Source organism: Ruminococcus sp. HUN007 (assembly GCF_000712055.1).
Classification (GTDB): domain Bacteria; phylum Bacillota; class Clostridia; order Oscillospirales; family Ruminococcaceae; genus HUN007.
The window spans coordinates 772,453-793,573 of sequence record NZ_JOOA01000001.1; the positions used below are offsets into that span (position 1 = coordinate 772,453).

Annotated in this window: 15 protein-coding genes; all 15 read right to left on the reverse strand. The window is 41.2% G+C overall.

Features of this window, described 5'->3' with window-relative positions; translation table 11 throughout:
• Nucleotides 1-272: 272 nt before the first annotated feature.
• A complete protein-coding gene (locus CC97_RS03320; protein WP_044973707.1) occupies nucleotides 273-9,827 on the reverse strand; it encodes a leucine-rich repeat protein in 9,555 nt (3,184 codons plus the stop codon).
• 24 nt (nucleotides 9,828-9,851) lie between these two features.
• Entirely contained in the window at nucleotides 9,852-11,534 is a 1,683-nt protein-coding gene (locus CC97_RS03325; protein WP_347493453.1) for an ATPase, T2SS/T4P/T4SS family, read from the reverse strand.
• Between the two features lie 43 nt (nucleotides 11,535-11,577).
• Nucleotides 11,578-12,291 (reverse strand): prepilin-type N-terminal cleavage/methylation domain-containing protein, encoded by a 714-nt coding sequence (locus CC97_RS03330; RefSeq protein WP_044973708.1) that lies wholly within the window; start codon nucleotides 12,289-12,291, stop codon nucleotides 11,578-11,580.
• Nucleotides 12,292-12,329: 38 nt separating this feature from the next.
• A complete protein-coding gene (locus tag CC97_RS03335) occupies nucleotides 12,330-12,755 on the reverse strand; it encodes a hypothetical protein (protein WP_156036748.1) in 426 nt (141 codons plus the stop codon).
• A gap of 52 nt (nucleotides 12,756-12,807) precedes the next feature.
• Nucleotides 12,808-13,305 carry a hypothetical protein gene (locus CC97_RS03340; protein ID WP_044973710.1) on the reverse strand — a complete coding sequence of 166 codons (498 nt, stop codon included), beginning with the start codon at nucleotides 13,303-13,305 and terminating at the stop codon, nucleotides 12,808-12,810.
• A gap of 85 nt (nucleotides 13,306-13,390) precedes the next feature.
• A complete protein-coding gene (locus CC97_RS03345; RefSeq protein WP_044973711.1) occupies nucleotides 13,391-14,233 on the reverse strand; it encodes a hypothetical protein in 843 nt (280 codons plus the stop codon).
• The gene (locus tag CC97_RS03350) at nucleotides 14,233-14,919 is read right to left on the reverse strand and encodes a PilN domain-containing protein (protein WP_044973712.1); all 687 of its coding nucleotides are present in this window, start codon (nucleotides 14,917-14,919) and stop codon (nucleotides 14,233-14,235) included. Before CC97_RS03350 ends, CC97_RS03345 begins: the two co-directional genes overlap by 1 nt.
• 13 nt (nucleotides 14,920-14,932) lie before the next feature.
• Nucleotides 14,933-15,817, reverse strand: coding sequence for a pilus assembly protein PilM (locus CC97_RS03355; RefSeq protein WP_044973713.1), 885 nt, complete (start codon nucleotides 15,815-15,817; stop codon nucleotides 14,933-14,935).
• Nucleotide 15,818: 1 nt separating this feature from the next.
• Nucleotides 15,819-17,078 carry a type II secretion system F family protein gene (locus tag CC97_RS03360; protein WP_049962659.1) on the reverse strand — a complete coding sequence of 420 codons (1,260 nt, stop codon included), beginning with the start codon at nucleotides 17,076-17,078 and terminating at the stop codon, nucleotides 15,819-15,821.
• A 251-nt stretch (nucleotides 17,079-17,329) separates the two neighbouring features.
• Nucleotides 17,330-17,851, reverse strand: coding sequence for a type II secretion system protein (locus CC97_RS03365; RefSeq protein ID WP_049962660.1), 522 nt, complete (start codon nucleotides 17,849-17,851; stop codon nucleotides 17,330-17,332).
• Between the two features lie 365 nt (nucleotides 17,852-18,216).
• On the reverse strand, nucleotides 18,217-18,489 hold the full coding sequence (locus CC97_RS03370; RefSeq protein ID WP_044973714.1) for a hypothetical protein: 273 nt from the start codon (nucleotides 18,487-18,489) through the stop codon (nucleotides 18,217-18,219).
• Nucleotides 18,490-18,496: 7 nt separating this feature from the next.
• Entirely contained in the window at nucleotides 18,497-18,964 is a 468-nt protein-coding gene (locus CC97_RS03375) for a hypothetical protein (RefSeq protein ID WP_156036749.1), read from the reverse strand.
• 286 nt (nucleotides 18,965-19,250) lie between these two features.
• Complete coding sequence (locus tag CC97_RS03380; RefSeq protein ID WP_242848106.1) at nucleotides 19,251-19,844, reverse strand: hypothetical protein; 594 nt, start codon at nucleotides 19,842-19,844, stop codon at nucleotides 19,251-19,253.
• A 20-nt stretch (nucleotides 19,845-19,864) separates the two neighbouring features.
• Nucleotides 19,865-20,815, reverse strand: coding sequence for a DHH family phosphoesterase (locus tag CC97_RS03385; RefSeq protein WP_044973716.1), 951 nt, complete (start codon nucleotides 20,813-20,815; stop codon nucleotides 19,865-19,867).
• A 123-nt stretch (nucleotides 20,816-20,938) separates the two neighbouring features.
• A complete protein-coding gene (locus tag CC97_RS19460; protein WP_081849961.1) occupies nucleotides 20,939-21,088 on the reverse strand; it encodes a FeoB-associated Cys-rich membrane protein in 150 nt (49 codons plus the stop codon).
• Nucleotides 21,089-21,121: the final 33 nt, after the last annotated feature.

The window sequence follows — 21,121 nt, forward strand, 5'->3', positions numbered from 1 at the left end:
AATCAGAACAGAAAGCCGCATTACGTAAACACTTATCACACTCTTTACGAGCGTTTTTATCCCCTGTCATCTGCGTTTTACATTCGTTGTCATCCATTATAAACGCAATATATTCTTCTTATATTATACCATTTTTTCAGTACAACTTCAACACCTGAAAAAATACAATCTCAAGGGAAATAAACAGAATGGGTGCACCTCCGGCGTAATTAAATAAACAGCCGCGAAGGTTTTTGAACCTCCGCGGCTGTTGGTAGTTTAATAGATATTCTTTAGCCTACAGCCGTAAATTTGAAATTACGTCCGTCACCTCTACCATCCCAGGTATCAAACAGATCCCACTGATTATTGACAAATATATCGTACAATCCCTTAGGGAATACTGCTCCACTGAATTTAACTCCCAGGAATGGGGCGAATCTTCCGCCGTCTTCATGTTTACGGAAACTCATTCCTCCGCCAATTACTGTACCTTTATCGTTCTTTGGCTGTAAAGGAATATAATTTGTACCATTATAGCCTACTGTCTTCGGAAGGATTGTTAGTATACCGGTTATTCCACTGTATTTATTCTCGTCCTCAGCATCATAGAATGCAAGACCTGAAATATTAGTTACATTTCCACCAATAGTAACATTATTGAAACCTGCACCTCCGAAAAGATTTGAAACAAGTATTATCCCGCCATCACTCTGTTTATTTCCTCCCAGTATGGTAAGGCTTGGCTTGGTTCCGAAATTACTACAGAAGTTCTGGAAAGCATTTGTTCCGATAAATGTTACACTTGCAGGAATTGTCAGAGCTCTTTCGCCTGTAACGCCACCGAAGAATCTCGTATTTGCAAATGCACTTTCTCCGATTGATTCGATTCCTTCGTTAAGGATTAGCTTACCGCGGTATTTACTGTCATCAGATTCCATGTAACTGAACGACTCTTTACCGATGGTCTTTACTGTTCCTTCAATTTCGACATCACCGGTTATGCCGGTATAATCTGTACCGAGAGTAAATCCGTCTTTGTCCTTGAACGCGTGATGCTGACTCTTATCGCCGTTTTCTGCATTCTTCATGAAGTAATCAGCTATAGTTGTTACATCTCCGCCGATCTTCAGGCCGTTGAAATGTGTTGCGATAAATGCCGGATATTTTCTCTCTGCTTCACCAAGAGTATGATTATCGACAGTGCCGCTGTAAAGAGTAAGCTTTCCGTTGCCGGTTCCGGCAAACTTGAATGCTGCACGTCCGATTTTCTTGATTCCGCGTCCGATATAGACATCATCAAACTGAATATGTCCGAATGCATTTTCACCGATTTCCTCAACGGTATTGTCCTGAATAGTCAGGTTTCCTCCGATAAATGAAAACAGTTCATCTCTTGATACATCCTGCGCATTTTCATCGGTAGTATAGATATTCGACCATTTCCAGTTATTCATGAAATCATTGCTTATTACTTTGACATTTCCGCCTATCGTTACATTCTTGAATCTTGCATTTGAAAAAATTCCGCGATTGTTCGATCCGCCAAGTGTCAGTTTATTGTTTTCACTGTGTGATGATCCGTAGATCTCAAGCGATGGGAAACTGTCACTTATCTGATCACCAAGATCTCGTGCAACGCCCTTGAATGCGAAATTTCCAATGTAAGTAACTGTTGAAGGAATAACAATTTTTCTGTCGTCTTTTTCTATATTGTTTCCTGAATACAGACCGCCGCATCCGCTGAATGCACTCTGTCCGATATGTTCAACTGTGCTGCCCAGCTTAAGTACGCCGTCAAAATTATAACAATTCCAGAATGCATCTGTGCCAATCTTTTTAACGCCATCTCCAATAGTAAGGTTTCCGGTAACATATTCAAATCTGTGCACGTCTCCGTAACCGAAATTATCAGTTGGGTTATTATTCATGAAACCATCAGCAATGCACTCTACATTACCGCCTATTGTTACATTGTTAAAGTGGGCATGATTAAATATGTCCTTGTCAATCGTTTTATAATTATCATTTACTGATGAGTAACCAAGAATGGTCAGTGAACCGGTATTGTCTCCGCTCGTTATCATTCCCTGACCAAAGTGCTTGAACGCATACGGCCCAATAGATGTTACTGTTGACGGAATAGTAAGGTCACCGTGGAAATTATTGCAGGCATTGAATGCATCCGCTCCTATTGTCTGAAGGTTTTCATTAAGAGTAAGTGCTCCGTTAAAACCAGTACATTTTACGAATGCTTCTCTTCCAACTGATTTGATACTCTTTCCTATTGTAAGTGAACCGGTCATTCCTGAATAATTATAAGTATTATTTTTAGGATCCATATTATTCATGAATTTATCGCCGATTGCATTTACACTTGCTTCCTCTTCCGTTCCGCCGATAACTACATTTTTGAATTTTGCTGAAGGGAATATCGGTTTAGGATCACCGTTTATATCATTAAGAGGAATACCGATATATCTGGTTTTTCCGTCAGAAGATGAATCAGAATAACCAAGAACTGTAAGTGTTCCCGGATTATCAGTATTTTCACCGTACTGCTTGAATGCACATCTTCCAATGCTGGTAACCGTCTTTGGTATTGTAAGTCCGCCGCCGGCTTTTGTACATCTGTTAAATGCATCCTTGCCTATGGTCTTAAGTGTGCTGCTTTCAAGTTTTACTTCCAGTATACTGTGGTTGTCTCCGAAAGCACGTGTACCAATAGTCTCAATACCGTCAAGGATCTTTAATTCCTGCGTGAAACTGCTGTAGTTTGAATTGTCATTATTGACCTTAACACCTTCCTTTGTTTCATCATATTTCAGATGCCTGTACACTTTGATATCATCTTCGGAATAACCGGACCCACTGTCGAACGCTTCATATTTCGTCTGATTGTCTTCAAATGTACTGTCTGTTTCAAAACTTGAATTATAGAATGCAAAATTGCCGATCGTATTTACTGAACTGTTTTCACCGCCTATTTCCACTGACTTGAATCTCGCAAATGAGAACAGTCTGTAGCCGATAATATGCTGGTTTCCGTTTGATTCGGAATAGCCTTTGATTCTCAGCGTTCCGAGTTTGCTGTCCGGTGCGTTCATCGCAAACTTCTTGAAAGCTCGTCTGTCGATGTTGTGAACAGTCTGAGGGATTGTAATATCACCGTACATGTTCGGAAGATTCTCAAAAGCTGAATAACCTATTGTTTCAAGTTTACTGCTGTTCAGAGTAAGCGTTCCGTCAAAGCCGGCATCATTGAATGCCTCGCCTTCTATCTCGGAAACGTTACCTGTAATGGTAAGGCTGCCTGTTATTCCGTGATGATCGAAATTAGTGTCATATGAACCATCCGTTCTGCTGAAATCTGATTTCATGAAATACTGTCCGATAACATCAACGTTTCCGCCGATTACAACATCACGGTACCTTGCATGATTGAACAGTGTTCCGCCTGAATCCGGCTGTCCTGAATACTTATTGTCACCAAGATATTTCTTGCCGTTTTCTATTCTTGACGCACCGAAAATAACCAGACGTCCGTTACCGGAACCGGAATTATCAAATGCATACGGGCCCATAAAGGTAACTGTAGGTGGAATAGTAAGGCTTCCGAGACTTGATGTTCCGTAGAACGCTTCTCGTTCAATTCGTTCAAGTGAAGTGTTGCCTTCAAACGTTACATCTGAAGCAATCTTATCACACTTCCAGAACGCATATCTGCCGATACGCTGAACACCTGCCATACCTGTAAGACCTTCAATGTTCATCTCCTGGAAGGCACTGTTGTCAATTACCTTTACGCTGCTTCCTACAGACAGGGTACCTCTGATCTTTGAGTAGTCGGCAACTACATTTCTTGCTGTCGCGGAATCCTCACCATCTGAATCAGTATCTGAAGCAGGCAATGGTGTCATATCATGCTTGAATGCATTTACGGATACAGTTTCAACCAGGCCGCCGACCGACATGCCGTTAAACTTCGAACCATTGAAGATAAATGCGCCGAGAGTTTTGCCTGCTCCGGTTGAACCGGAACCAATAGTAAGTTTTCCTGCATCTGTATCAGAAACTGCTGAAGCAAAGTTTTCAAATGCGTAAGGTCCTATTCCTCCTGTTACTGTTTCAGGGATTGTAAGTCCGCCTTTGATCCTTATACAGTTTCTGAAAGCTTCCGCACCGATTTTTCCAAGATCACTGCTGAGTTTAATGCTTCCGTCAAATCCGGTACAGCCTTCAAATGACTTGATGCCTATCGTCTGCACACTGTCAGGAATGTTAAGACCTCCTGTAAATCCGGTACAGCCTTCGAAAGCTTCATTACCTATAAGGCTTAATACCTGATTCTCTGAAAAATCAAGTGTATCTGTAAATCCTGAACATTTCTTGAATGCTTCATTGCCGATCTGTGAAACATTATTTCCTATGTTAAGCTTTCCGATAAAATTGCTGTACGGAATCGCTGCATCTGATTCCGGAGTTTCTTTTATCGGCTCATTGCTGAATGCATAAGCACCGATATTAACAATTTTACCGCCGACATAAACATTTTTGAAATGTGAATTGGTGAATATTAAACCGCCAAGGTTAAGGCCGTTATTTGAATCACCCGCATTTACAGTAAGCGAAGGATACTTTGAAGAATCAGTAAGTGCTGCCGCATAACTGTCAAAAGCTCTTTCGCCCATACTTGTTACAGTATCAGGAACAACAAGACTTCCCTTAAATCCTGTGCAGTTTTTAAATGCCTTTATGCCTATCTGTTGAATACTGCTTCCAAGATCAATGCTGCCATTAAATCCTGTACAGCCTTCAAACGTGCTGTTTCCTATTCTCTGAACTGTAGCCGGAACATTAAGATCTCCCTTTAATCCTGAACACAGTCTGAAAGCTTCGTCACCGATATCAGTCAGTCCGCCTCTTTCAGGAAGGGCATTCGGCAGACTAAGGTTACCGTTAAATCCACGACATTCGTTAAAAGCCTGCGTTCCGATGACCTCAGTACCGTCCGGAATAGTAAGACTACCGGTAAATCTGAAGCATCCGCTGAATGCAGAATTATCAATTGTTCTGAAGTAACCGCCGTCAGGGAATGTTAGTTTTCCGTCAAATCCGGCACAGTTTTTAAATGCATTTTCGCCGACTCTCGAAACCTTATCGGAAATAATAAGATCTCCTCTGAATTCAGTATAAGGATTTTTTCCGTTAAGCGGTGAGTTATCGAACGCCTTGGTATCGATCTCGTCTACGTTACCGCCTATTGATACATTTCTGAAGTGGCTGTTTGTAAATATTAAAGATCCAAGTTTAGTTGTATTATCAGCTGTAAAGCTTCCACCGTTTACAGTCAGTGAAGGATACTTCAAATGATTATCCTGAGCAGAAGCGTAACTGTCAAATGCATATGGTCCGATAGTCTGTACTGAATCCGGAATAATGAGATCTGCATAAGCATTTTCCCATCCGCTGAATGCGTTTCCTCCTATAGCTTTGACATTGCCAAGATCAAGTGAAGCAGCTGAAGGATTATCCATAAACGCCTTCGGTTCAATCACATCTACAGCAGGTCCGAAGCTAAGGCTTCTGAATCTTATTCCATCGAATATGTTTGCTTCGATAACATTGCCGTTAGGTTTTACAGCTGTTGCACCGTTGATCTTAACTGCCGGACGTTTATCAGCTGATGCATCTGACGCATAATTCTGAAATGCATGTCCTTCAATGCTTATTACTGATTCAGGGATCTCCAGATCGCCTGTCGAGGCACTCCAGCCGCTGAACGCACCCGGTCCGATGGTTTTTACGCTTCCAAGGTCAAGCTTACCGCTCATTGTGGTTTTAAAGAATGCGTTTCCCATGATGTGAACAACATTCGGACCAAATGTAAGGTTTTTAAAGCTTGCGCCGTCAAATATGGTATGGTTGATCGCCGGTCCATTTTCATGGGCATGAGCGAATTCATTTGAATATCCGTTTATTCTGAGTGAACCGTTCAGTTTGAAGTTTTCAAATGCATCAGGTCCGATTTTTGATACGTTTTCCGGTATTGTAAACTCATAATCGCTGCCGCTTCCGCTGAGTTCTGCTCCTTTAAACGCAAGATTATCAATCGTTTCAAGACTTGACGGAAGTGATACGGTATTAGGTTTCAGATCCCTAAACACAGATTTACCGAGAATTGTTACGCCTTCAGATATATTTATGCTTTTAAGACTACTTTTTACATTAGTGTCTGTAAATTTAAGCATACCCTTTATTGTTAAGTCTTTTAATTCAGCAGCACTAAAGAAGCCGTTACCATCAAGAGAATGCAATATAGCAGCGGACGAAGGAACATCCTCTATTCCAACAGATTTAACTTTGTATGTTTTTCCGTCATTCACATAGTATATTTTTTTATCGTTATAAGTTATACTGTCGGTATTATTCGTACTCCACCGTGAATCAGATCTTTTACTACTGTAAGTCCAGTATCCTGTTACTGTTGATGGAATAGTCATATTGATGTCGTTACCAATATAAGCAACTAAATATACCATTTCATTATTGTCCAATGATTTCTGTGTAGAAGTATTACTACCGAAATAAATAAAATCAGGAAACTGCTTAGCTGTAAATTTAAAACCGACTGATTTGGTGATTTTATCAGTGTAGTATACATATATCATGCTACCTTCAGCAATAGTTTTTCTGGAACTGAAGTTATCATTAATAAATGTATTTTCCTGACTCTCTGAAGGAGATTTACCGGAATCCAGAAGTGAATTATAAAGGATATATTTTTCGGGATCATTAGCTTTATGATTAAGTTCCTTAGAGAAATTGATTAATGTATAATCATCATTACTGCTGATTTTTATTTCATAATGAGCATCAACTGATAAATCCATACGATGACTGGAATTTTCAAAACTTGTTACTATTTTACCACCAAAAAACTCACTAATGAAATCATACCATTTCTTTTCATTAATGTCATGTATTTCAGTAAGTGAACTTAACTGCGTTTTAACATCAAAAAGCTTAATGTCTCTTGAACTGCCATCGCCGTCAATATAAAGCTTCACTACTGCTTCAGACGCAGAACTGTTGACCTTTTTTAAAAGGGTATTTTCTGCTGTGGCTCCAAGATACTTCGTACTGTCATTTGTAGTCAGATACCATCCGTCTTCCGAATCACTGGTTTTTCTTTTGAACTGAATTTTAACTGAACCCTCTGATTCAGTTTTAATATTTCCGTAAGCATCACCACTGTTGCTATTTGCAAGTATTACAACAGGATATTCAATCCACGCACTAACCTTTTTCAGATCAAATTCACTGTCATTTTCTCCGGCATTATACGAACACTTTACCTGATCATTGCTTATACCTGCTGAGATCATTGCGATCTGCCGGTACTTATAAGTATCAGACACGCCGGTAAGATATACATTATAAAATTTAGTACTGCCGTTATTTACTGCTTTTACAGAATCTGCAGTTTTTGACGCTGTAAAGTTAGTGTCAGAGCCCAGATAATATCCGTCTTTCTGATCTGTCGATGATGCCGGTTTAAGAATGGTATCAGTCGAATAAGTCTTAACAAGTTCTCCTGTTTCATCACGAAGAGTATATATCTGTGATCTTTCAATTACGAGATCGTCAACCGAAAACTTATCACTGTTTTCAGCCTGCTTATAAGTTATATTGAAATCAGCTTTATTTGGAACAAGCTTTGCGATAACGGTATTATCTTCTTTTATCTCTATTGTTCCATCCGGCTTTTCTTCCTTTGTGATCTTGTCATTATTGCTGCCGTTATTATCCGGTATATCCGAACCTGGTACTGTTTCCTTGTCATATGGCTTTATCGGATCGCCGTTCGGGTCTTTGACAGGTTTTCTGTTATCCGGATCAACCACGTCATAATAAGTTGTTTTTTCAACAGTGATATCCTCAAAAATATCATCTGCGTTTTTGTACTCTGTTTTATCATCATCACTGGTATCATCATCTGCAGGATCATTATCATCATCTGCTGAAGGCTCTTTCGTGATCACAGAGTATTCTTTCTTATCAGGTACCAGTATTGCAACAACATCGTTGGTATCATCATCTATGACCTTGATCGTTCCGTCAGCTTCAGGAACTTTTCTGATTTCTACCTCTTCTTCATTGATAACAGTAATAGGATCGCCGTCAGGATTATCTATTACCTGCTTTACCGGCTTTGTGACAATAATATCCCCTTCTTTTGCTGTTGAAGGTTCAATTTTGTAATCCGGCTTTCCGTCACCGTTGGCGTCTATTATTTCTTCCTGAGCCCCAGAAACTCCGGCATCTCTTTTTATTGTTTTTATCAGTGTTACCGGTTCGTATTTAAGAACGCCGTTTTCATAATATTTATTGTATTCCTGGTAAACAACAAGCAGTTCATTTTTCTTACCTGAAAAGAAATCACTTAACAGCTTGTTTTCATTATTCAAAATATTTTCAAGATTCTGCTTATCATTTATAGCTGTTTCAGAATCACTGTCAGAGAATATTCCGCTCCATGTCATGTTTTTAACTGTTTCTCTCTGAGCTGGATCTATTAAAACAAAACCATTTTTAATAGTATAGTTTTCATCTGCAGCAGATGACTTTTCAAGATGATCAAAAACAGCAAATGATCCATCATTATAGTTTACCCTTATCTTAAGTTCGTCTTTAAATTTAGCTTTGCTGACTGAAGTGTCCGGAGCAATGACTATTATACCTGAGTTGTCATTGTTTACATCAGTATCAGTCTTAGGAGAGCGCACACTGCCCAGCGGCTGATATCCTGATTTTTTATCAGCTTCTGACATAGTATAACCGATACCTTTGATATTATCATTACGCTGAACATACCAGTTACCGTCACGCTGGATCCATTCAGTATCACTGTCTTTTACATCTGCTACGCAGTGTGCAGCATGATCATCATAATTAAGTCCTTCAAGATAAAGATATGAACCTTCATTACCTTCTGCTGAAGGCCAGTTATCTTTGTTACTGTAATCCGTCTCACTGAGTTCAAGAATCTCCATTCTGTCTTCAAGCGGATAGTACATGATAAACTTATGGGTACCCGGTTTGTTCTCCGGATCACTGGCATCATAATCTTCGTGGTGATCAACAAGGATCCACTCAACATTCTGCTCTTTCTTTATACTGCTGACCGTCATTCCGACGATCTTATATTCTGAATTAACGTTTATATCCGATACGACATCATCCACCAGTGCCGGCTGACGTCCGTCATTGTTGTACATATCGAGAAGTTTTTCTATTTCTGTCCTGTATATATCTTCAATTGTACGTCCGGACTTCACATATTCCGAAGTATCGATAAGAGCAGCTGTAAATTCGTAGGAACTGCTGAGCTGAATGTGCTCGTCGTCCATACAGTCACACTCACACTGCTCGATCTTAACTTTTGCAGTGTTAGGATCTTCCGCACTGCCTGGTGTTATAGCCCACTTTACAGTATACTTTCCGCCGTTAGGACAGATACCGGCTGCATCGGTTATTTCTTCTTCAAGACGCAGAAATATACCGTCTTTATTTTTTACGTCTACTGACGGGGTAAAGCTGTCACTCGCCGCTTCAACCAGCCCCTCCAGTTCATCGTTAAGTTCCGTCACATCATAATATCTCTTCGAAACGATCTTATACTCCAGATCGTTTACGAAATCATTCATTGTATGCTGACAGTTATTTGATTTTGAACGTTTTAAGTACCCCGAAATATTTGGCACAGCAATTGCTGCCACTATTGCAATTATGACGAGAACAATTATCACTTCAACAAGAGTGAACCCTTTTCTGGCTCTCTTCATAAGCACCCCAACCCTTTCTGATCATCAATCCGAATAGAAAGCTACCTTGAGCACCTCTTCCGGTGTCGTGATACCTCTCCTTACAAGCTCTATTGCACTCTGTCCGAGCGTTTTCATCCCCTGATGTTCCACTGCGTAGTTGAACATATCCTGACTGTCTGCTCCGGCCGTTATCATTCTCTTAAGAGTCTTGTCAATAATTACCATCTCATGAATGGAAACTCGTCCCTTATAGCCGGTATTGTTGCAGACGTGGCAGCCATGTCCTTTCTTGATCACCTTTATATCCGGTCCGATCACCGCACTTTCCTCCGGTGTCGGTTCACATTCGTAGGCACAGTTAAGGCATACCTTACGTACCAGTCGCTGTGCGACTACGCCTACCAGTGAGTTGGCTACCAGATACGGTGCAAGTCCCATATCTTCCAGTCGTACGATGGAAGATATCGCATCGTTTGTATGAAGTGTCGACACAACAAGATGTCCCGTGATAGCCGCTTTTACCGAGATCTCGGCTGTTTCGGCATCTCGTGTTTCACCGAGCATGATAACGTCCGGATCCTGACGGAGGAGGGCACGGAGGCCGACTCCGAAAGTGAGTCCTGCCGGAACGTTTACTGACATCTGGTTGATCTTCGGAAGGCTTCGTTCAACCGGATCCTCGATCGTTGAAATGTTTACCGGTCTCTTTGCAAGATACTCGAGCACCATGTAAAGTGTTGTCGTCTTACCTGAACCTGTCGGTCCGGTTATATAGATAATTCCGTTCGGAGACGAAAGCATCTTCATTATCTTTTCATATGCCTCCGGCTCCATGCCGAAATGTCCTGCCTTGTCGATTGCCGTATCGGTGGACAGATAACGCATTACGACCTTTTCCCCGAATATAGTCGGAATGCATGAAATACGTACCGATATATCAAAACCCTCGACCTTGGTCTTGAAGTTACCGTCCTGCGGAACACGCTTTTCAGCAATGTCCAGGTTACCCATGATCTTTATACGGGCTACAACTGATGAATGGAGGTTCTTGGCCAGGGTAACGTATTCAACGATCTGGCCGTCGATTCTCATTCGTACCTGCGTATAGGTCTCGAAAGGCTCAATGTGGATATCGGATGCACCGGCACTGTATCCTCTTGCAAGAAGTGAGTTTACGAGCTTGATTACCGGTACTTCGTCTTCACCTTCCTCCAGTTCGATGGAAGGTACTTCAACGTCTTCAACTGAAGTATTTGCCTGCTTGGCAGCCAGTCGTGCACCTACTTCGGCATAAGTCTGGTCGATGAGTCGCTTTATCGTGTCAGTTTCAGCAAGATAGATCTCAAGCGGCATGCCGACGATCTGACGTATGTCTTCCTGTGCGTAGAAGTTGAGCGGATCGGACATTGCGATCTGAAACCTGTTGTCGCGCTCTGAAAGCGGCAGCACATTATACTTGACAGCAAGCGGTTTCGGAATCTTTTCAGCCGCACCGAAGTCAGTAACATAGTCGTCAAAATTGATCATAGGAAGTTCAAGTTTTCTTCCCAGACTTTCAAGTACCTGACGCTCAGTTACGAATCCCAGTTCCTGAAGAAGCGCACCAAGTCGCTTACCTTTTCCGGCATCGGTCTTCTGATAGTCAAGTGCCTGTTTTATGTGATCATCGGTAATATATCCGTACTCTTTGAGCACCTCACCGATAGGTATGTTCTTCATTGCCATATTTCAGTGTTTTCCTCCCTGATTATTCTTTCCCGGTTTTTCCTCACCAGATATATGTATAAAAGATCTCTATATTACCGATATTATCTGAAATATCATTACCGATATCTATATGATCCTTTAATTTCTCATTCAGAATTGGTATGCTGCCGGACTTTTCATAAAATACTTCGTCGTCGCGTTCGATGGTAACGGAAAATTCTATTGTATCTGCTCCGCTTACATATTTTTTAAAAGAAACAACACAGTCACATCCGTTCATCGTGCTTTTAAATGCATTTTCGTTTGTTCCTGTGCCTTCTCCGGATTCCTTTTTTCCGTAAATATATACGTCATCAGCATTTATTCCTTTTCTCTTTACAGACATTTTTTTCCTGTCTGCTTTGATTTTCTCATAGTAAGGTACTATAACAAAATCAGGATCCGGAATACTGCCTGATTCGTTCGGTTCCGTTATCACCTGTACAGCATCGTCACCTTCACCGATAAGAGAAAGCATACTATCCTTATTATTTATATCGACACTTTGATCAATTTTTAAAGCTGTAGCATATGACAAATGGTCATAAATATAGTTATAGACATTGTTGCCGTTATTCTGAGCTGCACGCCTTACTGCGCTGCGCCCGAATATATCGAAGGTAACCATTATAACGCCCGAAGCAACTGCTATAAGTATTGTCATTATAACAAGCGAGGTCATGACCTCCACAAGGGTAAAACCCTTAAATCTTTTTTTCTTCAATGCTGCTTTCATTCTATCCCCCCGCCCGTATCTGAAACGCTGACAACGAATCATTTTTTCGGAAGATACATCTGATATTCTATATCATTGTATTCTGCTTCTATAAGTTCTGCATCAACAGAATTATCATCCTTTATCACATTTGTTACAACAGCCGTCACATCAGCTCCTCCGGCTACCTGACTGTAAACTATCTGGTTTACATCATACTTAACCTGTACTTCAGTTACTGGTGCAGCTGCTCCTTCGGCAGGATTTTCGACCTTGTTTCTTGCTTCCTCCAGCATGCTTACAGCCGGACCGTCAGCATTTCTGAGATCCACTCCGCGCTGTGAAAAATTCGCCGAAGCACTTACTCCCATATATGCAATTACCGTTACGATGATTATTATCGCCATTCCTACAGTTACTTCAATAAGAGTCATACCGCAAAGCACTGCTGATCTTTTTCGTGAACTACATAATGGTATGTTCATAAGTGACCTCTGGTTTTTCCGTAGTTTTAAAGCTACGGATAACTTTATATTATTAGTTAGTGGCATATCCATCAAACCCCCAGGTTTTACCCATGTTATCATATCTCATTATTCCGGTCAGAGTTCTGTTCATATAACCTGCTTCCGCATATGATTTCAATGAAATCACTTCATCACCGGCACGTTCTATCAGTACTGTTACTTCATTCCCGTCAAAATCAAATGTTACTTCAAGTTTTTTCTCTTCGGGAGCTTCGCCTCCGTCATATGTGCCGTCTTCTCTTTTACCTGTCTGTGAAGAAATGACATAGTTCAATATACTGTCACCGCTGCCGCCTTCAGCTCCCACAAGATTTCCTTTTATTATCATATCCGCCGTAAGTTCAATGCCGGATCTGGCATAGTACTCTGCTCGTCTGGCTGCTATGTTGTTTATTTCCTCTTCAGCATAGGCCTTATTCAGTGCAAGCAGCCCGGTTAGCACGAAGACCACAATGAGCAGTGCGCACACTGACCAGAGCAGGGCTGAGCCTTTTAGTTTCTTTTTCATATTATAAATACCCCCATACACAAGCAGCGCAGGGAGATGAACATTTTCCCTGCGCTGTTTACGGCAGGGTCCCCCGTCCTGCTGATCAGTTCTGTGCCGATACAAGGTCGAAGCTTCTGTCGTACATGTGTACTCTTATTCCGACGCCTGCCTTGTATATTGAATTGTCTATTATGCTGTCTGTCTTTTTGATGTTTCCGATAGTCGGAAGTGATTTTTCATTGTCACCTTCAGCAGAACCACTGTCTCCGGATGCTGTACTTTCGTTTTCCTGTTCCCCGGAATTTTCAGCTTCATCGGCTGCGATAAGTGCATCAATGTCACCGCTGTTGAAATAGAAGCGGCTGATCTCCATTCCCTTCAGACTGTGTATGTGTCTTAAAAATCCGATTATGTCGCTGTATTTGCCTGAAATGTTGTAGTAGATCTCGCGCGAGCACTCACCGGTGTCATATTCCAGTGAAACGTAGTCTCCCTCATCGGAAACCACTCTGCCGCCTCTCGGATACATTGAAATGGATGAATATCCTTCAACGCTGTCCTCGTTTTCCTTGTCAACTGCACATTCAACCCGTACCTTTTCCTTTTCAAGCTTTTCGATCTGTGAAGACTCGATGGAAAGATGATGTGCAACGAGCATGTCGGTAAGGAGCTTGTCCTGCGCACTGTTACTCATTACCTCGCGGAGCTCGGAGCGCTTTTTATGAAGTTCTGCCTTGGCTTCCTCATAAGAAATGTTATCAATGCTGTATACTGCAGCAAGCATCTTCATGTCGGCATAGACAAGTGACATGCTTGAGACCTTGTCATTCAGAGTTTTCTTTTTCTCAATAAGCGGACGGTAAAAATACTGTACTGCTATTACAAGTATAAGTACAACTACAAGAACGATAAGTGTTATCATCTGTTTTTTAGTAATGTTTTTCATCACTCATCATCCCCCGTTTCTTCAGTTTCTCCGGCTTCCTCATTTTCCCCGTCTTCTTCGCCGGAATCTTCAGTTGTAAACGACTTGTATGTCGGAGTATCATCCTCAGTTTTAAAATATCCTGTTGCCGAAAAAGCATAGACATTACCCTGACGGTTATATCCGGTATAGTTTACATAACTGAAAATGCCTTTGTTTTCAAGCTCACTGACAAATCCGGATGCATTTTCCGCATCTTTCGCTTCACCGTTTATGAAAACTATTCCCTGATCATAGGAAATATTTTTTATCCATGTATCTTCACCGCGGCAGTCAAGTATTTTTTTGATAAGATCAATATCCAGTTCAGCAGTTTCCTTGTTTTTCTGCTCAATGGTATCCATGTTGGAAATGAATTTTTCGGAAATGAGTGTCAGAACTTCGTTTTCATATTCGAGCTGGGTCACGTTGAAAGTCTGCTCGGCTGCGTCTTCGGAATAAATCTTGCTGTAAAGATCGTCATACTGTTTCTGAACGCTTCTGGTCTGGAAGAACAGTATCAGGTAAACGCCGGTCAGAACTGCGAACAGCGCAGATCCGTACAGTACATACAGCGTCTTTTTATTCAGCTGTTTTCGTGTGGATTTTCCCACGGCCTTTTCGTACTGCTCGAAAAGGTTAATGTTTTTCTTTTTCATTTTCCTCATAGTGCGCACCCCGTTATAAACTTATAAGATTCCCTATAGCATAAACAAAGTCATTTACATTTTCAGTTCCCTTATACTTTATTTCATCAGGAGGCGAAGCCGCTGATACATTTACCCCGACAGCGTCTGCCAGCTGATGATAGAAATCGTGTCCTTCAGGAAGAAATCCGCTGAAGTAGAAATCAGTAATGTCGTGATTGGTTTTTTCAGACTTGTTGAACTGTACAAGGTTCAGCAGTACTCTGACTATCTCATCGAAAAGTTCTTCCTTGCTGTTGAGGTCGGCCATGAGTCTGACTCTTCTTGAAAAGCGGTAGTTGCCTTCAACGAAAAGTGCAAGCGTAAGCGTGTTCTTGTCCATTACGGCATAAACAAATGTCTCTTCAAAAAGTTTGTTTATGTTCATGATATATTTTATCATGCAAGCAAGCGAGATATCGATGGAATCGATCTTAAGACCGACCGACTGGAAAAGTTCAATGTATTCCGCAAGGAATTCACGTTCAACCATTGTGGCAAGCACCGTAGCACCGCCGGATTCATTCTTCTGATCGAGAACCATGTAGTCGGTTATCATTGTCTCACGGTTTTCAGTTTCCTGAAAGCTGTCTGCAATGATCATCAAAAGACTTTTCTGGTCACGGAGCATCGGCACGTCGATGAGCTTTGTCATAACGCTCGTTCCGTCAATAACTATGCTCACGCTTTTTGAATCTATACCCGCATTTTCAAGGCTCTGCTTAAGTGCTGCCGGATCTGTTATGACACCGTTGATTATACATCCTTCAGGGATATCCGTTTCGCTTATGCTCTGAACATTCACCTTCTGTCCGACTGCATTCCCCTTTATAACATGTATTGATCCGTTTGAAATGAAAACTGATGTTTTTACTCCCATATCATATTTCCTCCCAATCCGAAATATCCTTTGTTACAACAGCCTGCGACTCGAGTCCGGCACCCGGATCGGATGACTTTTCAATGTTGCTGTACATACTGAATATCGGAAGCATTACTGAGCCGATGACTACAAGTACAAGACCTGCAAGAATTACGATCATTACCGGCTGCATTATTGTTATGAGCTTGTTTATGGCAGCCTGCGACTCGTACTCGTAGGAATCGGCTGTGCTGTTGAGCATCTTGTCAAGCATACCGGTCTCTTCACCGACTTCAACGGTCTGTGAAAGCTTGATGTCAAATCCGTCAATGTTCTTTATCGACTCGGAAAGCGTGTTACCTGAACGGACACTTTTTATAACGTCATCGAACTGCTCTCTTATATAATAGTTGGTGACTGTCTTTTTTGAAAGTGAAAGGCTGTCAACAATATTGATACCGCTGGCGTAAAGTGAAGCAAGCGTTCTGCCGAAACGTGCTGTATGGATGATCTTTATAAGCGGGCTTATCTTCGGTATTTTGACGCTTAATTTGTCGATCTGGTATTTTACCGGATAAAGCTGCAGGATAAATCCGATTATCATTACCGAGATAACCGAAAGAAGTGCAACTATGATCACATTTTCACGGATGAAAGTACTTAAGTTCATTACTACCCTTGTGATAGCCGGTACTTCCATACCATCGAAAAGTTCAAAGAATTCCGGAAGTACGAAGGTGAAAAGTCCCATCATTACGACTACTATGAGTACGAGAAGGATTATAGGATACGTCAGTGCGCTTTTTACTGCACCCGTCATTCTGTATTCCTTTTCGTAGTGGACCGCCATCTTGTCGAAGGTCTGTGCTATGCTTCCGCTTTCCTCACCTGCTCTTATCATGTTTACGAGCATATCAGGAAACATTCTGCCCTGCATTTCCATCGCATCTGAAAGCGGAACGCCTCGCTTTATCTGTGTGGTAATGTTTGTGTACGCTTTTTTCAGCTTCGGTTCAATGTCACGTCCGCTGATTATAGTAAAGGAACGAACGACTGATACGCCTGAGTTCAGAAGTGAACCAAGTTCACGGCACAGTTCAGAAAGTTCGTTTGCCTTGAGTTTTCGTCCGAAAGTATCGCTTGCCTTTTCATCAAAGCTGATGAGAAAGAGCTTCTGCTGCTTAAGTGCATCACGAAGCTGTTCAGGTGAGCCTGTAGTTATCTGCCCTTTGGTTATCTTACCGTCCATGGTGGACGCTTTGTAATGGTAAACTGCCATAATCCCATCCCCTGATAATCTGTTTTTTTCACATTCCTGTTTGTTTTTCTAAGAATAAATATTTCCTTAATGGTGCTTCTGTAAAATTTCCTGTCATCCAAATTCAAACTAATTGCACCATAAATGTTTATATACGCTAATTTCCTATAAAACAGTTCAAGCATTCAGCACTCAAATGAAGTGCTGAATGCTTGTTTGTTTCAGTTATTTATTAGAGGTAAAAATGAAGTAAAAATCGTGTTGCATTAATCTCATGGATTTGCTGGTGCTGCTGGAGCTGTATAACCTTCATCATTAGCTTCTTTACCTACGAAGAATTCTCCATCTTTATAATAAACCTGAACGTTGCTAGCGGTTGTATACTTAATTTCAATAATCTTCGCCTTAGAATCATCATCAAAAGTAACTTCATCTAATTTTGCCTTAGTGGTATCAACATCAGCTAAAGTTAATATCTTATTACCAAAATCCTTAGCAAATGCTTTATCTGTTGTTGAAGTACCGCTTTTTAAACCATCCGTACCATGCAAACCATACTCTTCACTTGCCAGCGTCTGAGCTGCTGTGAGAACATTTCTTGCTTCAGCGACTGCGGTTCTTTCCTTAGCCTTATCGATGTACCCCGTAAGTGCCGGAATCATTGCTGCTGCGAGAATTGCGAGAATTACGAGTACAACGATGATTTCAACGAGTGTGAAACCTTTAAGTGCCCGTCGGCCGTTCCTGCGGTTTTCGTTCATCTTAGCCATTGTTTTGCCCATAAACTTTTTCATAAAAAATCCACCTTTCTTAAAATAAAAAATTAAAATTTTACTTTGAGATATAATCCCTTATCTCATGATCTTATTATAGCACCTTCTCCGCTCATTGTCAATAGTTTATCTAAAAAAATATAATATTCATTTCACTTTTTTGTGAAAATAAATAAATTCGAACCACTGATTATAAGCAACAATACTGTAAAAGATTTATTAAAGCGGTTTTTTTATGATTTTTATTGAAAAAACATATGATTTTTGAAGGAAAATTCATTTTATTACGGGCATCAGGATTACCCGAAGCGTCTGTAAAAATGGTTGACTGCATTCAGCAGTCAATTATAACTGCGGGCGTCCGTATGGACGCCCGCTACCTTTTATTATGATACCTTACCGATTCCAATATACTTTTTGGTAAACTCAGTCTCTTCAAAAATAAGCTTTCCTTCAGAATCACGTTTTATCCATAGAACTACTGGCATAGGTGTTTCATCTAAAAGTCCGTTTTTACCCAGTTCTTTATCATAATGCTGAAGAACAAGATCATTCTTTCCCCAGCACTGAGAAAGTTTTCTGGCTTTTTCAAAGCTGAAGTTATTATCAATACAATATCTCTCTATTTCATCAGACCATTCATCAAAAAGTTTACACATAATATCACTACCTTTCAAATGTACGAAATTCACCTTTTGAATTGTAAATAACACTCGTTTTATGAGCAAAGCATTCAAGTATGGCCTTATCACCAGCCGAAGCTATCAGGCAATTTGTATCAAAACCAGGATGTGTATGCCCGCTCCATTTATATCCTTCGCCAGCCAATCTTTCTGCTGCTTCAATATCAACATCAACCATTATTTCATTTCCTCTGATAACAAGCCTCTCCTGCCCCTTAGTAAACATTGCGTATTCATGACCCGTTATCGCAGTCAAAGCAGAAAGATCGGTCATACTCACCTTTTCTTTTGATACGATTACGGAAGTATTCGGTTCCGGCAGCTGTTCCAAAATAGCCTTTTGCCTGTTATTTAGCTCTGTACCGAATGTAATGATGGCATTAGGGTTTCCTTTTCCTGTGTGTTTACGCTCAATTGGCGAATCTATTGAATTAATTACTATTTTTCTCACTCCTCTGTTATTATTATACCACTATTGTCATAATTGTCAACTATTATTTATGTGAAATATGAAAAGGGTAATTTGAGTATTTTGTATTTTTTAAAATTCAAAGGGAGAATACCCGCCGCGGCTAAAGTATTCTCCCTTTACGACTGATTTATTATGTTGTCCGCCAACGACCGTTCCATACGCACGGCTTTGATATCAGGTTTATTATGTTGCCTGCCAACGTCCGACCCACATGTTCGGAATTAGTATCGGATTTTTTTACGTGTCAGCCCACGTCAAACCGCTTTCACCGTTCCAGATAGTCTTTCAGATCAGTAAGCCACTTCGGAATGTTTTGTCCTTTGGTAATAAGCTGCCCGTTACGGTATTCTGCTTTTTCCGAAAAGCCATTTTCGTTATCGAAAAAACGGACTTCATTACAGTATGGCAGTATTTTGGCGAGATCATCAAAACGATTCTGATAGCGTCTTTCAACATCAGCTGAAGGTATATCATGCCCGCCTTTTTCAACACGGTTTTTTATACGTTTGATGCTCTCCTCCGAAGAACTTATTCCAACATAGTAAAGTCGGATAAAATAATTATAATTTCTGGCTCTCTGAATAGTTTTAAGTGTTCTGACACCTGAAAGAGTCGTTTCCTGTGTAAAATTTATTCTTTTATTCAGACAGTCTTCTATCAGAGCTATAGCAGCTTTCCCGCCTCTGATACGGTCACCGCCGGTTTCAGCAGTTATTTTATCGGTGTCTATTATTATTCCAAGTTCAGAACTTTCAGCTGAAAGAACCCCTGAAAGACTGCTCTTTCCGGAACCATTTACTCCTCCGATTATTGTATAAATATTCATGGTAATTATCTCACTTCCTGCAGTTGATCTCATACTATTATCTGATCCGGTGGTCAGTGCAGCTCGCCGCTCAGCAGCTTCACTGCAGTTTCCTCAAGCTTCTTCCGTGCTTCATCCGGCGGGCAGTCAAGGATACAGCCGGCGGCGTTGAGATGGCCGCCTCCGCCGTAGACTTTACACATTAAATCGGCAGCGAGAGTGCCGGTTGTACGTACCGAACACCTGGATGTACCGTTTTCGAGTTCGCGGATGGTTATGCCGATCTTTACTCCTTCTATCTGTTCGACAAAGGAGTTGATGCTTTCGAGTTCGGAAAGAAGGATGCCGGCTTTTTTCAGTTCCTCCTGTGTGATCACACCTGTTACTATCTGTCCGTCGTTTATAAAGTGAAGACTGTCCTGAAGATACTTTTCAATTTTTATTCTGCCCGGCTTCTTTGTGAACATGTGCCGGCGGCCGAGGCCGTATATATCTGCTCCGAGTTCAGCAAGTTCAGCAGCGGTCATGAAGGACTGGGCGTTTGTATCGGTGGTCCTGAAACACATTGTATCCATTACAAGGCCTGTGTAGAGAAAATCAGCTATCTGCTTTGTTATCTTTATACCGAAAGCCTTTATCACCTTGAAGATGATCTCGGCACAGGCACCGCAGTCCTCTTCTATATATTTAAAATCCGCATCAACATTGTTGTTTCTGTGATGATCGATGCAGAATTTATAATGTCTGTCTGAAAATGTCCCCGTTCTCTCCTGAGTGGCAGTATCGACAGATATCCAGACCGGATCAGTTACTTCGTCCCAGGTAACTGAATCAGTCATGAAATGATGATCAGGAGGCACATCGTCCTGGCCTTTTACCACGCACTTTTTTCCGAGCGCCTGCAGTGCAAGGCCAAGTGCGTAGGACGAACCGATGCAGTCGCCGTCCGGTCGTATGTGGTATACAACGACAAACTGATCATATTTTTTTATTTCCTCAGCCATCTGTTTTGCTGTTAAATCCATGTTTTATCCTTTCGTTACTATGTTTTCTGTTATATTTCCTGATTGACTGCTTTCTGATAAGTCCGGATATCCGGCAGAGAGACTGCAGCGCTTTGCACTGGTCTCCTGTTCTGCAGCCGTTTTTTATTTTCTGTTACTGCAGTTTCTGCTGCATTCCGCACATCCGCAGCCGCAGTTTGATTTACCGCTTCGTTTGTTTAATATCATTTTCCTTACGGCCGCTCCGACTGCAAGGGCAACCAGCAGGATTATTACAATATCCCATATATTCATTTTTTCACACTCCTGCTGTTATTCTTGGCCGAT